The following is a 14,816-nucleotide window of genomic DNA, read 5'->3' on the forward strand; positions in this document are numbered from 1 at the left end:
AGATCGGCGGGCGCGATTTCGCCGTTCCGGCGCATAGGCGGCGCACGCTCCGTGAACGACGGTGGACGGACGGGCGCAAGTCGCGCTTTGCCGCCCTTTTGCAGTAGACAGGGTTTGTGCCGGAACTTGTGCTGGGCCCGCTGCTGCGCCACGTGGACGCGGCCGCCGCGACCGTCTGGGTGGAGACCTCCGAGCCCTGCACGGTCCGCGTGCGGGCCGGCGACGCCTGCTCGGAGGAGCGCACCTTCACCGTGCACGGCCACCACTACGCCCTGCTCGACGTCGGCATCGAGGGCCCGGTGGCCTACGAGGTGGAGCTCGACGACCGGCGGGTGTGGCCGGAGGCGGGCCTGCCGCCGAGCGTGATCCGCCCGCTGACCCGTCTCGACCGGCTGATCTTCGGCTCCTGCCGCACGAGCGTCCCGCACGAGGAGCCGTACGTGCGCACGCACGGCCCGGACGTCCTGCGGGCGTACGGCCTGCGCCTGATGGAGTCGCCGGACGAGCGGCCCGACCTGATCCTGATGCTCGGGGACCAGGTGTACGCCGACGAGCTCACGCCGGACATGAAGGAGTTCATCGCCGGGCGCAGGGACGAAGGACCCGAGGAGGTCGTCGACTTCGAGGAGTACGCCGAGTTGTACCGGCAGGCGTGGTCCGACCCTCCGGTCCGCTGGCTGATGGCCACGGTGCCCACCCTGATGATCTTCGACGACCACGACGTCAGGGACGACTGGAACACCTCGAACGTCTGGCGCGCGCAGATGGCCGAGGTGCCCTGGTGGGAGCGGCGCATCGTCTCCGCGCTCGGCTCGTACTACATCTACCAGCACCTGGGCAACCTGCCCCCGGCCGAGCGGGAGGCCGATCCCGTGCTCGCCGCGCTGCGGGCGGGCGGCGGCGACGAGGTGCTCGACGCCTTCGCCCGGCGGGCCGACAGGGAGCCCGACTCGGTGCGCTGGAGCTACCACAGGGACCTGGGCGGCACCCGGCTGATCGTGCTGGACAGCCGCAGCGCCCGGGTGCTGGAGCCGGGACGCCGGCGGATGCTCGACCCCGGGGAGTGGGACTGGTTCGACAAGCACGCCACCGGCGATTTCGACCACCTGCTCGTCGGGTCCTCGCTGCCGATCCTGCTGCCCGCGGGCATCCACCATGTGGAGAGCTGGAACGAGGCGGTCTGCGACGGCATCTGGGGCCGCAGGGCGGCGCGGTGGGGCGAGCGGGTGCGGCAGTTTCTCGACCTGGAGCACTGGGGGGCCTTCCGCCGGTCGTTCGAGGAACTCGCGCAGGTGGTGCTTGAGGTCGCCTCGGGCGGCCGGGGGAGGCCGCCCGCGAGTGTGCTGCTGCTGTCGGGCGACGTCCACTACTCCTACATGGCGTCCGTACGGCGCCGCGGCGGCGGGCGCGTCCACCAGGTCGTCTGCTCGCCGATCCGCAACCCGCTGAGCCGCACGCTGCGCTTCGCCAACATCGTGGCGTCGTTCGGGCTCGCGGGCGTGCTCGGCGGGTTGCTGGCCAGGGCCGGGGGCCTTCCCCGGCCGCCGTTGCGGTGGCGCATCAGCAAGGGACCCTGGTTCCCCAACATGATGACCGCCATCGACCTGGCGCCCGGGGAGGCCACGGTGACGTGGTTCACCGACACCGGCGATCAGGACGCGGTGCGGATCAGGCCCGAGCCTCCCGCAGCACCGCGCTGAGCTGGTCCACCGCCCAGGCCAGGTCGTCCCGGGAGACGACGAGGGGCGGCGCGAGGCGGATCGTCGAGCCGTGCGTGTCCTTGACGAGCACGCCGCGGCGCATCAGCGCCTCGCTGATCTGCCGGCCGGTGCCGAGCGAGGGGTCGATGTCGACGCCCGCCCACAGCCCGCGCCCGCGCACCGCCGCCACGCCGGGGCCGAGCTCCGCCAGGCGCGCGTGCAGGAACGCGCCGAGCTCGCGGGCCCTGGCCTGGTACTCGCCGGTCCGCAGCAGCCCGATCACCGCGTCGCCGACGGCGCACGCCAGCGGGTTGCCGCCGAAGGTGGACCCGTGCTGGCCGGGCCCGATCACGCCCATGACGTCGGCGTCGGCGACGACCGCGGAGACCGGGACCACGCCGCCGCCGAGGGCCTTGCCCAGGACGTACAGGTCGGGGACGACGCGCTCGTGGTCGCAGGCGAACGTGTCGCCGGTGCGGCCGAGTCCCGACTGGATCTCGTCGGCGACGAACAGCACGTTGTTGTCGGTGCAGATCTCCCGGACCGCGGCCAGGTAGCCGTCCGGCGGGACCAGCACGCCGGCCTCGCCCTGGATGGGCTCCAGCAGCACGGCCACCGTGTTCTCGTCGATCGCCTCCCTGACCGCCTCGGCGGAGCCGTACTTGACGATCCGGAAGCCGGGGGAGAAGGGGCCGAAGCCGTCGCGCGACTCGGGGTCGGTGGAGAAGCCCACGATGGTCGTGGTGCGGCCGTGGAAGTTGTCCTCCATCACGACGATGTTGGCCTGGTCGGGGGCGACGCCCTTGACCTCGTAGCCCCACTTGCGGGCGATCTTGACGGCGGTCTCGACGGCCTCCGCGCCGGTGTTCATCGGCAGGACCATGTCCTTGCCGCACAGCTCGGAAAGGCCGGTCACGAACGCGGCGAACCTGTCGTGGTAGAACGCGCGGCTGGTCAGCGTCAGCCGGTCGAGCTGCTCGCGGGCCGCCGTGAGGATCGCGGGGTTGCCGTGGCCGAAGTTCAGCGAGGAGTAGCCGGCCAGGCAGTCGAGATACCGCTTGCCCTCCACATCGGTGACCCAGGCGCCCTCGGCCGAGCTGATCACGACGGGCAGCGGGTGGTAGTTGTGCGCGCTGTGGCTCTCGCTGAGCCGGATCAGTTCCTCGCTGTTCATCGAATCTCCCTGTTCGGCCGGATCTCGAGGGTGCAGCACTTGGGCCCGCCGCCGGCCTTGCGCAGCTCGCTGAGGTCCACCGGGACGACCTCGAAGCCATGACGCTTGAGTTCCAGGATCAGCCCGGTCGCCTCGGCGTTGACGACGACGTTGCGGCCGTCGCTCACCGCGTTGAGGCCCAGCACCTCCGCGTCCGCGGACGTGGCGATCACGGCGTCGGGGAACAGCCGCCGCAGCACCTTCCTGCTGCCCTCGCTGAACGCCTCCGGATAGTACGCCACGTTGTGGCCGTCCAGCGGAAACAGGGCGGTGTCGAGGTGGTAGAACCTCGGGTCGACCAGGCGCAGCGTGACGACCGGCCGGCCGAGGAACTCCTGGGCCTCCATGTGCGCCGCCACGTCGGTGCGGAAGCCCGTCCCGGCCAGGATCATCTCGTCGAGCGTCAGGTAGTCGCCCTCGCCCTCGTTGGTGAAGGACGCCTCCAGTGTCTCGTATCCCCGTTCGACGAACCACCGCAGGTAGGCAGGGCCCTCGGCGGCGCGTTCCGGGTGGGCGAACCTCGCTCCGTAGACCCGTCCGTCCACGACGAGCGCGCCGTTCGCGGCGAACACCATGTCCGGCAGGCCCTCGATCGGGTCGATCAGGCTCACGGTGTGGCCCAGGCTCTCGTACGCCTGCCGGAGGCCGTCCCACTGCCGCAACGCCCTGGCCGTGTCGGCGCCCTTCTCGGGATGCATCCACGGGTTGATGGAATACGAGACCGTGAAGAACTCCGGTCGGCACATCAGGAAATGCCGGACCGTACCCGTACGACCACTTTCCGTGGCCTCGGTGGCTGGCGCGAGCGTCATCGTCGACTCCAAGCGGGAAACCGGGTGAACGGGACTTCAGCGTAGGAATCGGGAGGCGACAATCCAATGCGCCCGCGTTGCGATCACGTGTGGATCGGTTGCGTCCTTCACCCGTTCTGCAGCGATCCGTTAATCAGCCGCGACAGCACGATCGAACTCTTGGTGCGGACCACGAACGGTTCGGCCGCCAGGCGCTCGATCACCCGCTCGACGTGCCGCACGTCGGTCGCGCGGATGTGCAGCAGCGCATCGGCCTCGCCGGTGACCGTGCAGGCGGAGACGACCTCAGGGTGCCGGGACACGGCCATGCCGATCTCCGCCGGTGAGGTCTTGCCCCGGCAGTACAGCTCGACGTACGCCTCGGTGGTCCAGCCGAGGGCCGACGGCTCCACCCTGGCGCTGAAGCCGGTGATCGCGCCGCTGGCGATGAGCCGGTCGACCCGCCTCTTCACGGCCGGAGCCGACAGCCCCACTTGAGCGCCTATCTCGGCGTACGTCGCCCGGGCGTCCTCGACAAGGGCCCGGATTATGGCGCGATCAAGCTCGTCCAACCTCACGTGGACCTGTATACAGCCGCCGGGCCCGGCATGCCCCCGCGCCGGGCCCCGCGGAGGCGCGGGCATGCAGAGGGCGCGGGTCCCCTCGCCGGGCCCGCGCCCTCTCGTCGACGGCGGGTCGTCAGGCCGCCGCCCCGCAGATCAGCTCGGCCGCCCTGGACAGCAGATCCGTGTAGACGGTCGGATCGTCGGCCTCGATGACCGGGAAGCCCACGCCGAAGTCGCCGTTGACCCACCGTGCCCGCACGCCGGGATTGGCGACGTCGGTCCCGTCGTACAGGAACACGTGGGGGCTGCAGTCGACCCGGCCGTGCCGGGCCGTCTCGAACTGGTCCATCACCGCCCGCCGCGCGCGGCCGTCGTCGAGCGCCTCGGCCAGCGCCCCGACGTCGACCACCCCGGTGGAGGCCGCGACGTCGAGGATCTCGTGCCGCAGCGAGATGCACCGGCCTTCGGCCCAGAAGGCCCGGCGCAGCGCCAGGTCGAGCTGTTCGGAGGCGTGCAGGCTCTGCGCCTTGGCCGCCTGCACGGCCTCCAGGGGCGGCAGCATCGTGACCGGGTAGGTCCAGTCGGGTCCCTGCCACAGGCGCCAGCCGGCGCCGGGGTCGAGCGCGCCGACCACCGACACCTCCGAGTCCACCCCCGGGCGCTCGTTCACCGTCCGGTTGAACAGCTCCAGCGGGAAGCAGCGGTGGTCGAACCACAGCCGTCCCTCCAGGCCGAGCCGCCGGCGCGCCTCGTGCAGGCGGTAGACGGCCAGGTGGGCGAAGGAGCAGTTGAGGTCGGAGAAGACCACGATCGTGTCGGGCGAGCCGGGCAGCCGCGGATCTCTGTTCATCTCGAATCACCTCCGGTCGGTACGGCCGTCCGCTCGGGGAACAGCCGGCACAGCGCGGCGTAGAGCAGCGCCGCCGTGCAGAACGGCACCAGGCAGCTCAGGTCGACCCCGCCCGCCAGGCGGGCGAACGGGCCGGTGTAGAGCGTGTTGTCCACGAACAGCAGCCCCAGGACCACCGCGGGGACGAACGCCCCCAGGGCCCGGAGGTTGACCCCCCCGGTGAACCAGTAGCCGCCCCGGTGGCCGGGCCGCGCGAAGCCGTACAGGTCCTCGGGGTGGTACCGGCCCCGCCGCAGCGCGAACCCGACCAGCATGATCGCGGTCCACGGCGAGACGAGGACGAGCAGGACCAGCACGAACGTCGAGATCGACTCGATGGCGTCGAAGACGATCGCCCCGACGTAGAGGGTGGCGACGCCGAGTGCCCACATCAGCCACGTCGCGGCGGCGCGGGGGAGCCGCCACAGGAGGGAGTTGGCCGACAACCCCGCCGCGTACAGGCACAGTGCCGCCTGCGGCAGCGTGCCGGCGAACCCGAAGGCGATCACCACGACCGCGAACCACCGGGGCACGACGTCGGCCACCCCGAGGATCCAGGGCGCCGAGCCGTCCTTCAGCATCGTCGTGACGTAGGCGCCGCCGACGAGCGCGAGCGCGTTGCTCACGTACATCGCCGCGCCGTTGTACGCCACCGCCGCCCGGTCGCGGACCCGGGGCGACAGGTAGCGGCTGTAGTCGCCCTGGAACGTCGAGTACGACACCGGCAGCGTGGCGCTGAAGGACACGGCCAGCAGCCAGGTCCGCCAGAAGTCGCCCAGCGCGTACGGCCCGCCCGCGTAGGCCGGGTCGAAACCGGGCAGCAGCACGACGACCAGCGCCAGCAGCACCAGCCCGCCGATCACCGTCATGACCTTGTACGTCGCCAGCAGCGCGCCGTATCCGTACACCGCGACCACCACGACGGCCAGTGCCATCACCGGCATCGTGACGGCCAGCCCGGCCGGGCCGGCAGGGGTGCCGAGCACCCGCTGGCCGGCCGCGAGGATGGCCGTCGCGCCCGTCCACACCGCGATCGAGAAGAACCCGATCGCGACCACGATCGTGATGACGTTGGCGACGACCCGGCCGCGCACGCCGAAGTGGGCGCCGCTGGAGACCGCGTCGTTCGCGCCGGTGCGCTTGCCGAACAGCACGAGCGGTGCGAACACCGCCGTGCCGATCAGCAGCCCCACCAGGATCGCGGTGACGGAGGCCGTCCAGCTCAGGCCGAAGCTCACCGGTACCGAGCCGAGCACCACCGTGCCGAACGAGAACTGGGCCGAGTGCCAGATCCACAGGAACTCGCGCGGCGAGGCGGTGCGCTCGCCGTCCGGGATCCGGTCGACGCCGTGCGCCTCCACCCGCGTGCTCTGCCCGGTGACCTGCCCGGTGACCTGGGAGGGCAGTTCGCGGGTGGTCACGGAGACCCCGCCTCGGGCAGGACGGCCTCGGCGTACGCCGCCGCCTCCGCCGCCGACCGAGGAGACGCGGCGTCCTCGGGCAGCAGCGTGACGCGCAGCGACCCGCACGGCGGGCCGGCCACCTGCCGCCCGGTGAGCAGGTCGAACGTGGAGTGGTGCAGCGGGCAGGTGATCCGCAGCGTCCGCCCGTTGAGGTAGCCGTAGCGCAGCCGCCCCCTGCGGTGGGGACACTCCGCCTGGGTCAGCACCCGCCTGCCCGCCACCTCGATGAGCAGGAGGTCGGGCGCGATCTGGCGCAGCGAGACGGGCCGGCCCGTGTCCTGGGTCATGCGGGCACCTTCCTCGCCCTGTCCACCGCTGCCTCCGTGGCCTCCGCGATGACGGCGCTGGTCAGCGTGACGCCGGCCCACACCTTCGCCAGGTCGACCTCGCGGTGCTCGCCCAGCGCCCGTATCGCGGTCTGCATCTGCTTGGAGTGGAAGCTGTCGATGTACAAATGTTCTGTGTAGTACCGGTCGTTGCTGATGCCGAGCCGTTTCGCCGCGGCCGCGAAGGGCTTGAAGGCGTACAGCACGCTGGCCTCGAAGTAGGCGTACGCGCCGAGGAAGTACTCCGGCGCCGGCGCCCGGTCGGCCAGCCAGTGGAACAGGTTGACGTACGCGAAGCTGGCGTCCCCGGCCCGGTCCACGTAGTGCTCCAGGTCGGGGGGCATGCCCAGCTCGATCACCAGGTCGCGGTAGAGCCGCGAGTGCTCCATGTCGTCGTTGCCGCAGCCGAACTCGTCGATGAGCACGCGCAGCACGGCCATGCGCGCCTTCGGCGGCAGGCGCCGCAGGATCCCGATGTGGGACTGCGACTCGACCAGGCCGTCGACGGCGAACTCCGCGACCACCGTCTTGAACTGGTCGAGGGTGGCCTCCTCCGCCAGGAAGCGCTCGTCGCCGGAGGGGTTGGCCTGCTCCTTGGCCAGCAGGTCGTGGAGCGCGTCGATCAGCTCGATGCGGAACCCGAAGCGGGGAGCGCGCTCCTCGTGCTCGGCGGCGAGACGCACCACCCAGTCGCGCTCGATCTCGCACAGCTCGGCGTACATCTGGGGAGTGAGGACCGAGCGGTTGTAGACGTAGAGCCGCTTCTGGGCGGAGTCTCCGGGCCGGACCTCCAACATCCCGCTCACCCCGCCTCCTCGACGACCGCGTCGGTGTCGATGACCCCGCGGCGGTGCAGTTCCTTCTTCAGGTGCCGGTACCAGTCGTCGTTGAACAGGCCGTACCGCTCGCAGGTCGCGTCGATCTCCCCCTGCCGTCGCACGGACGGCTCGGCCAGCATGGCGTTGGCGAGGCCGGGCTCCAGGTTGGCCAGGGGACCGATGAACCCGGCGACGCCGCCGGGCCCCGTCACCTCGTGCAGGAGGTTCTCCCAGCCCTCGAACACCGGGATCCCGGGGACCGCGGCGACGAGCTTCCTGGTGAACTCGGCCGACCCGCTGGACTCCTTGATGCCGACGACGCCGGGCAGGGCGCAGACGCGCACCAGGGTGTCCAGTTCGATCTGGTTGCCCGACAGGGCCTTCTCGTTGTAGACGAACAGCGGGACCGGCACGGCCTCCCGGATCGCCCGGTAGTGCTCGTAGATCTCCTCCTGCGTCAGGTCCGGCGAGAAGGGGGTGGTGACGGCGATGGCCGCCACGCCGAGGGCCTGGGCCTCCTTCGCCCTGGCGATCACCTCCTCGGTGGTCGGCGACTGCACGCCGGCCAGGACGGGCAGCCCGTCCGCGTGGCGGACGGCGTACGCGACCACGTCGTGCCACTGCCGGTCCGACAGCTTCCACCCCTCGCCGGTGGACAGGGCGGGCATCAGCCCGGTGACCTCGCTCCTGAGGGACTCGACGAGCCGCCGTACGCTCGGCTCGGACACCTCGCCCGCCTCGGTCAGGGGCGTGACCATGGGGACGATCGTCCCCGAGTGCTTTGCTGGATACACGGGTCACCTCACAGGTCGTCGACGTCGACTCGCAGGGCCAAGGACCGCTCGTAGAGCCGTTCCAGCGGCGCCGGGAACACCGGTTCGTCATCGGCCGGCTTCGCCGGCTCCACCGGCCGGACCGGGAGGTCGGGGCGCAGGCTCAGCCGGGGGCTGGCCGTGACCACGACCGTGTCGCGGCGCATCGCCATCGCCACGAGCAGCCGCTCGTGCAGCGGAAGGTCCGCAAGCACCCCGGCATCGAGGGCGAGGCGCAGGTCCTGCTCGTCGTAGCCGATGCGGTCGATGGCCATGTCGGAGTGCAGGTTGTCCATGAACGGGTAGTACTCGTCCTGCACCAGGCGGGGGTACCGCCAGACCAGGTCGTCGCACCGCCCGACGTGCTCCAGGCTCATCAGGACGTGGCCGCCGGACAGGCGCTCGGTGAAGAAGCGCTTGCACCCCAGCCGGACCTCGTCGTCGCGGCTGTGCATGCCCATGAACAGGGCGGCGTCGAGGAAGGGCTCACCGCTCATAGCCGAGCAGCACCTCACGCATCCGGTGCATGGCGCAGGCGAAGGTGCCGGGCCGGCGGGCGAGGGCGACGCGGATGTAGCGCTCGCCCTTCGCGGGGTCGTTCCAGTAGAAGTACGTGCCGGGCAGCACGTAGATCTCGTCCTGCAGCAGCCGCTGCTGCAGCTCGCTCGCGGTGAGGTCCTCCGGCTTGATGCGGAACCACGCGACGCTCGTGTTCACCACGGGCTCGACGTACTCGAGGATGGTGCCCTCGACGGCCTTGACGGCCATCGCCCGGTTGTCGGTGATGACGTCGCGCACCGAGGCGAAGTTGTCCTCGATGGAGTCCTCGACGTACTGGGTGAGGAAGTTGAGGACGAACGGCGAGACGTTCAGCAGGACGGCCGTCTGGATGTTGTAGACGTCCTCCTTGATGTCGTCGCTGACCGTCAGCATCGCGCACTTGGCGTCCTGCACCGGCCAGGTCTTGCCGGTGTCCTCCAGCGCCATGTACGAGACGCCCGACTCCTCCAGCAGCTCGTAGATGTCGATGCGCCCGATCTTCTCGTCGCACAGCGCGAACGACGCGAAGCACAGGTCGAGCATCAGCAGCTTGCCGTGGTCCTTGCAGTAGCGGATGACCTCGCGGAATCCGTCCATCCCGTACTGCAGGAGACTGAATCCGGTCGGATTGTTCGGGTCGACCAGATAGAGCGCGTCGGTTTCCAGCGTGCTCAGGTTCGCGTAAATGCGGGCCGGATCGGCGAGCGACTCCTCCGGCAGTGCGGTGAGTTCGACCTGCATGTGCTTGAGTAGGTCGACGAGATTGTCGAAGCACGGCTCGATGAGGCCGACCGACATGTTCCGCTGCATCAGGTACATGGCGGCGACCATTGTGGAGACGCTGGCCGAATACGACAGCCAGGTTTTGCCGGCGGCCGCTGCGGTGGGCTGCCTGTGCAGCCGGAAGAAGGCGTCGATGAATCGACGCTCGAAATACGCCTGCTGGTTTTCCTCGGCCTCGTACCACAGGTCGGGGAGGCGGGAGACGATCTTGTCCTGGCCGGCGGACTGGCGCTGGTGGGTGTGTGCGTCGGCGAGGTTCCACCGCGTCTTCAGGGCCTGGATCTCGTGCTGGGTGAGGTCGACGAACCCGGTCACGTCCGGCGTTCCGGACGCGCTGAGCGGCGTCTCTTCGATTTCCGAACCGACATTGTTCATGACAGATCCCTTCACTGGTGCGGAACATGGAGTAGCGCAAGAGTGGTGCGGGAAGACATGCGTCGGAGGCGGCGACTTCGCCGCGAGCTCCTTCTTACGGAGAAGCAGGGAGGAACGTCACTCCCGTTTTGCCCGCGATGGGCGATGCGATAAAAAGGTACGTCTCACTTACGGCGGAGTCAACGGTGAGACGGGAAATGCTTCTTTCCGGATTTCCGGAATGGCCCGGGTTTCGCGTCACCGGGCACTGACTCTGGGTAATCGAAATTCGCGTCGATTATCCCAGGAATGGGGGCCGTCCATAAAGAATCGGCGCGCGTCGAAATCCCGGCGCGCGCCGATGAAAGAACCGGTCGCGTGCTGCGCCGGCGGGCCACCCGGGTCCGCCGGCGTTCCGCGCCCCCGCGAGAGGGCCGTTCTGTGTGCCCGTCAAAGGGCTTCGGTCAGGCGGCGGCGCGCTTGAGCATGTCCTCGAACACGCTCGGATCGTCGGAGGAGACGACGGGCCAGCCGATGCCGTACGAGCCCACCCAGCCGACCTCGATTCCGGGGTTGGCGTGGTCGGTGCCGTCCGGCAGGAACAGGTGCGGGCTGCAGTTCACCCGGTCGGTCGCCGCGATGGCGGCCTGTTCGGACAGTGCCCTGCGTGCCCGGCCGTCGTCGAGCGCGGCCGCAAGGGCGTCCACGTCCACCACGCCGGTGGACGCGGCGGCGTCCAGGATGACCTTGCGATGGCTGATGCACCGGGACTCGGCCCAGAACGCCTTCCGCAGCGCCAGGTCGAGCTGCTCCGACGCCGCGAACCCCTGCTCCTTGGCCGCCTGGACGGCCTCCAGCGCGGGCAGCGTGGTGGACGGGTACAGCCAGTCCTTCGCCTGCCACAGCTGCCACCCCGCGTCGGGCTCGAGCGCGGCCATCCGGCCCACCTCGCTGTCGGTCCCCGGCCGGGGACTGGGCGCGTCGTTGAGCAGTTCCAGGGGGAAGGCGCGGTGGTCGAACCGGACCCGGTCGGTCAGGCCCAGACGTTCCCGGGTCCTGTGGAGCCGGTGCACGGCTATGTGCGCGAAGGAGCACCAGATATCCGAGAAGATGATGATGGTTCCGGGCTCCGGGGTCAGTGTCGTCGTCATCGACGTTCTCCTTGTGTCGTGCCTCGTATCGCTCAGGCCGCGCCGGCGCTGAGCGTGGCCCCCTCGTGCTTGGCGAGCACGGCCTCCACCAGCACGTCCTCGTCCGGCAGCCACGGCGTCATCGAGGGCACCTCACGCAGCGTCTTCACGAGCGTCTCGGTGCCCTCCACGACGGTGGCGCCGTGCGAGCTGAGGATGTGCCGGGGGGCGAGCCGGAGCAGGTCGTCCAGCACGATGTCGAACTTGGCCGGGTCGGCCAGTGCGGTCCAGGGGGCGTTGGCCCTGGTGAACAGGGCCATCCCGGCGAGGTAGTCGCTCTCCGGGATGTCCTGGGCGTCCTCCGCCAGCGTCGGCAGGATCGCGCCGAAGCTGTCCGCGCTGAACAGTGAACGGGTGGCGTGATCGTAGAGGGCCAGCGTCGAGGGGGAGTCGTAGGCGGGCGGGCGCAGCAGGGAGACGACCCTGCCCCCGAGGTCGAGCGTGCGGCCGGGGTTGACCTGCAGGACGCGGTTCGGGGGCACGTCCCACTCCTCGCCGAGCCGCGCGACGGCCAGGCCGTTCGTGACGACCTTGGCCTGCGGCGCCGCCATGAGGATTTCCTTGAGGTTGCCCGCGTGGTCCCTGTCGTCGTGCGTGAGCACGATCCAGCGCAGGTCGGCCGGGTCGACCAGGGACCACAGGGCCTGCTCGAAGTAGCCGCGGTCGATCGCCATCCCGGTGTCGACGAGGATCGGCTGCGGGCCGCGGATCAGGTAGGCGTTCACCGGCAGCAGGCCGGCGCCGTTGATGGGGAGGGACGACGGCAGCGTGGTGACGCCGGGTGTCGCCTCGTATGGGCTGCGCAGATAGGAGGTCATGGAGGGGGGTCCTTTCCGCGGTGAGTTGACTCAGGTGAGCTGGACGAGCACCGAGCCGACGATGAGCAGGGCGAGACCGGACAGGCGCGGCGCGGTCAGCGGGCGCCGGGGCAGCCGCAGGAAGCCGTAGTTGTCGATCACGGCAGAGGCGACCTGCTGGCCGGTCACGGTCAGCGCCACGGTGGTGGCGGCGCCGATCGTGGGGATGAGCGTGAAGGTCGCGGTGACGTACGCCGCGGCGCAGGCGCCGCCGAGCCAGCCCCACCAGGGCATCGTGCGCAGGCCGCCGAGCTGCGGCCGGGGGGTGCGGCGCGTCGCCAGCAGGACGAGCAGCACCACGGCGATGGTGATCGTGGCCACGATGAAGCTGATCATCGCGGTGGTCACCGGCTCGTGGATGTCCTTGCGCAGCGCGGCGTTGACCGCTCCCTGCACCGGCAGGACCGCGCCGGCCACGATGCCCAGCAGGATCCAGCCGCCCTGGCCGAGGCCGCCGCTCCGGCGTACGGCCGCGGGCGCCGTCGCGGCCGGGGCGGTGACGGTGGCCGTCCCGCCACGGACGGGAGTGCCGGGAGTGCCGGGAGCGCCGCCGGGCGCCGGTCCCGCCGCGGGCGGCGTCTGCGCCGGGCGCTGTCCCCGGATGATGACCGTGATGCCGGCGAGGACCGCGAGCGCGCCGAGCGCGATGCCGACGCTGAGCGGCTTGCGCGCGATGCCGAACAGGCCGAACAGGTCCAGCCCCAGCGACGCGAACATCTGGCCGGTCACGAACAGGCCCGCCGCGGCCAGCGCGCCGAGGCGGGGGAAGAGCAGGATCCCGCTGGTGATGTAGAGCGGGCTGGCCAGACCCCCGAGCAGGTGCCAGAAGGGCACGCCGGGCGCGAGGCGGACGGCGCCGATCGCTCCGACCGCGACCGCGAGGAGCGCCAGCAGGGCCGTCGCCACGCCCAGTTGCAGGGTCGAGGCACCGTACGGCGTCCCCACGGCCTTGTTGAGCTGGAGATTCACCGAGGCTTGCACTGCCAGTAAGCAGCCGACCAGCAGTGCCGAGGCGAGGAACAGGGCATGCATCGCGATCCCTCTTCTAGAGAACCGGATTTCCGAGAAGCCGGACCAGAACCGGACATGGTGTCCGGATGAGCGTAAGACAAAGTGGACGCGATGTCCACATAGTTCGGCCGGGGGGCTACCATGGCCTCATGAACAACGGGTTGATGGATCCCGGCGGAAACCGGAGGAACGGCCGCGTTCCGTCGGAGGGGACCATCCCGGCCGGTGCCGGCCGGGAACTGCCCGTGCTCGACCTCGAACCGGGACGCTCGGGGCCGGTGCGGGAACGGGCGGACGCCGCGCGCAACCGCATGCGGGTGCTGAAGGCGGCCGAACGGCTCTTCGCGACGAGGGACGCGCGGCACGTCACGATGGACGAGATCGCCAAGGCGGCAGGGGTGGGGCGGGCCACGCTCTACCGGCGCTATCCGGACCCCGCGTCGATCGCGACGGCTCTCCTGGACGAGCACGAGCGGCAGGTGCAGGGACACATCCTGAACGGCCCGCCGCCGCTCGGCCCGGGGGCCTCACCGGCCGACCGGCTGGCCGCGTTCTACGTCGCCATGATCGACCTGCTGGAGCGTCACCTGCACCTCGTGCTGGGAGCCGAGACCGGCAGGGCCCGGTTCGGCACCGGCGCCTACCGCTTCTGGCGCGCGCACGTGCGGATGCTGCTGACCGAGGCGCGGGTGCCGGACCCGGAGGGAATGGCGGACGCCGTGCTGGCGCCGCTCGCGCCCGAGGTCTACCAGTTCCAGCGGCACACCCTGGGCCTGTCGCAGGCCCGCGTCACCGAGGCGCTGGTGTGGAGCGCTCGCCGGCTCGCGGGAGGCTGAGCGATCCCGGCTCGGGCCGCGGGCAGTAGCCGCCGATCCCGCGCTCCAGCAGGTCGAAGGCGCGCTCGGCGTGCTCCCTCATGTCCGCCCTGATCAGCGCCGGATCCTCGCCGGCCGTCTGCCGTATCGCGAAGTGGCGGGTCAGCGTGCGGACGGTGGCGCAGATCTGCGCCGCCACGAGACGGGGGGTCAGGTCGTCGGGGTCGGCGTCGGTCTCCTCGGAGAGCGTCCGAGCGAGCCGATCCTCCCGGTTGACGTCCAGCATGTGCACCCGCGACTGGAGCGCCACGCTCTCCCGCACCCGCTGCACGAACAGGTCCAGGCCCTCGCTCATCCCATAACGCCAGTCGCCGGCGTCGAGGGCCTCGAAGAAGTCGCGCCGCACCGCCTCGACCGCCGTCTCGCCCGCGCGGCGCTCGCGCACGGCCCGGGCCAGCATGTCTTCGCTCTCCTCGCTGCGGTCGAGGAACAGGTCCTCCTTGGTCCGGAAGTAGTTGAACACCGTGTTGACCGACACGTCGGCGGCTCTGGCCACCTCGGCCACCGTGACGTTGTCGAAGCCCCGTTGCAGGAACAGCCCCATCGCCATGTCGGCGATCCGCTGCCGGGTCTCCCGCTTCTTCCGCTCCCGCAGGCCCTCTTCCACACCTCGATTGTAAGGGCGAGA

Annotated in this window: 16 protein-coding genes; 2 read left to right on the forward strand and 14 right to left on the reverse strand. The window is 70.6% G+C overall.

What is annotated here, in order from left to right; genetic code table 11:
- Positions 1 to 116 precede the first annotated feature (116 nt).
- A complete protein-coding gene (locus FLW16_RS07220) occupies positions 117 to 1,700 on the forward strand; it encodes an alkaline phosphatase D family protein (protein WP_142558906.1) in 1,584 nt (527 codons plus the stop codon).
- On the opposite strand, the gene rocD is transcribed toward FLW16_RS07220, so the two are convergent.
- From rocD to FLW16_RS07285, 13 genes are all read right to left on the reverse strand, one after another.
- A complete protein-coding gene (gene rocD, locus FLW16_RS07225) occupies positions 1,669 to 2,874 on the reverse strand; it encodes an ornithine--oxo-acid transaminase (RefSeq protein ID WP_142558908.1) in 1,206 nt (401 codons plus the stop codon). The genes FLW16_RS07220 and rocD overlap by 32 nt on opposite strands.
- The gene (gene ddaH, locus FLW16_RS07230; protein ID WP_142558910.1) at positions 2,871 to 3,725 is read right to left on the reverse strand and encodes a dimethylargininase; all 855 of its coding nucleotides are present in this window, start codon (positions 3,723 to 3,725) and stop codon (positions 2,871 to 2,873) included. Before ddaH ends, rocD begins: the two co-directional genes overlap by 4 nt.
- A 107-nt stretch (positions 3,726 to 3,832) precedes the next feature.
- Complete coding sequence (locus FLW16_RS07235) at positions 3,833 to 4,282, reverse strand: Lrp/AsnC family transcriptional regulator (RefSeq protein ID WP_030506266.1); 450 nt, start codon at positions 4,280 to 4,282, stop codon at positions 3,833 to 3,835.
- 121 nt (positions 4,283 to 4,403) lie between these two features.
- On the reverse strand, positions 4,404 to 5,120 hold the full coding sequence (locus FLW16_RS07240; protein ID WP_142558912.1) for a DsbA family protein: 717 nt from the start codon (positions 5,118 to 5,120) through the stop codon (positions 4,404 to 4,406).
- Positions 5,117 to 6,580, reverse strand: coding sequence for a cytosine permease (locus FLW16_RS07245; protein ID WP_221890932.1), 1,464 nt, complete (start codon positions 6,578 to 6,580; stop codon positions 5,117 to 5,119). Before FLW16_RS07245 ends, FLW16_RS07240 begins: the two co-directional genes overlap by 4 nt.
- On the reverse strand, positions 6,577 to 6,909 hold the full coding sequence (locus FLW16_RS07250; protein ID WP_142558914.1) for a Rieske (2Fe-2S) protein: 333 nt from the start codon (positions 6,907 to 6,909) through the stop codon (positions 6,577 to 6,579). The genes FLW16_RS07245 and FLW16_RS07250 overlap by 4 nt, the downstream gene beginning before the upstream one ends.
- Entirely contained in the window at positions 6,906 to 7,745 is an 840-nt protein-coding gene (locus tag FLW16_RS07255) for an iron-containing redox enzyme family protein (RefSeq protein ID WP_142559075.1), read from the reverse strand. Before FLW16_RS07255 ends, FLW16_RS07250 begins: the two co-directional genes overlap by 4 nt.
- Positions 7,746 to 7,750: 5 nt before the next feature.
- Complete coding sequence (locus FLW16_RS07260) at positions 7,751 to 8,560, reverse strand: dihydrodipicolinate synthase family protein (RefSeq protein WP_260614975.1); 810 nt, start codon at positions 8,558 to 8,560, stop codon at positions 7,751 to 7,753.
- Between the two features lie 8 nt (positions 8,561 to 8,568).
- Positions 8,569 to 9,075: a DUF6190 family protein gene (locus FLW16_RS07265; RefSeq protein ID WP_142558918.1), complete on the reverse strand. Its 507-nt coding sequence runs from the start codon at positions 9,073 to 9,075 to the stop codon at positions 8,569 to 8,571.
- Positions 9,065 to 10,276, reverse strand: a complete 1,212-nt coding sequence (locus tag FLW16_RS07270) for an aminotransferase class I/II-fold pyridoxal phosphate-dependent enzyme (protein WP_185949298.1) — start codon at positions 10,274 to 10,276, stop codon at positions 9,065 to 9,067. The genes FLW16_RS07265 and FLW16_RS07270 overlap by 11 nt, the downstream gene beginning before the upstream one ends.
- A gap of 443 nt (positions 10,277 to 10,719) precedes the next feature.
- On the reverse strand, positions 10,720 to 11,406 hold the full coding sequence (locus tag FLW16_RS07275) for a DsbA family protein (RefSeq protein WP_142558920.1): 687 nt from the start codon (positions 11,404 to 11,406) through the stop codon (positions 10,720 to 10,722).
- 32 nt (positions 11,407 to 11,438) lie between these two features.
- The gene (locus tag FLW16_RS07280) at positions 11,439 to 12,263 is read right to left on the reverse strand and encodes an MBL fold metallo-hydrolase (RefSeq protein WP_142558922.1); all 825 of its coding nucleotides are present in this window, start codon (positions 12,261 to 12,263) and stop codon (positions 11,439 to 11,441) included.
- Positions 12,264 to 12,293: 30 nt separating this feature from the next.
- The gene (locus FLW16_RS07285; RefSeq protein ID WP_142558924.1) at positions 12,294 to 13,334 is read right to left on the reverse strand and encodes a DMT family transporter; all 1,041 of its coding nucleotides are present in this window, start codon (positions 13,332 to 13,334) and stop codon (positions 12,294 to 12,296) included.
- Between the two features lie 128 nt (positions 13,335 to 13,462).
- On the opposite strand from FLW16_RS07285, the gene FLW16_RS07290 reads away from it, so the two are divergent.
- Positions 13,463 to 14,149 (forward strand): TetR/AcrR family transcriptional regulator, encoded by a 687-nt coding sequence (locus FLW16_RS07290; RefSeq protein ID WP_260614976.1) that lies wholly within the window; start codon positions 13,463 to 13,465, stop codon positions 14,147 to 14,149.
- Here the strand turns inward: FLW16_RS07290 and FLW16_RS07295 are convergent.
- Positions 14,103 to 14,795 carry a TetR/AcrR family transcriptional regulator gene (locus FLW16_RS07295; protein ID WP_142558925.1) on the reverse strand — a complete coding sequence of 231 codons (693 nt, stop codon included), beginning with the start codon at positions 14,793 to 14,795 and terminating at the stop codon, positions 14,103 to 14,105. The two genes, FLW16_RS07290 and FLW16_RS07295, sit on opposite strands and share 47 nt — an antisense overlap.
- Between the last annotated feature and the right edge of the window lie 21 nt (positions 14,796 to 14,816).

The sequence above is a fragment of the Microbispora sp. KK1-11 genome (genome assembly GCF_006874435.1).
Lineage (GTDB): Bacteria > Actinomycetota > Actinomycetes > Streptosporangiales > Streptosporangiaceae > Microbispora > Microbispora catharanthi.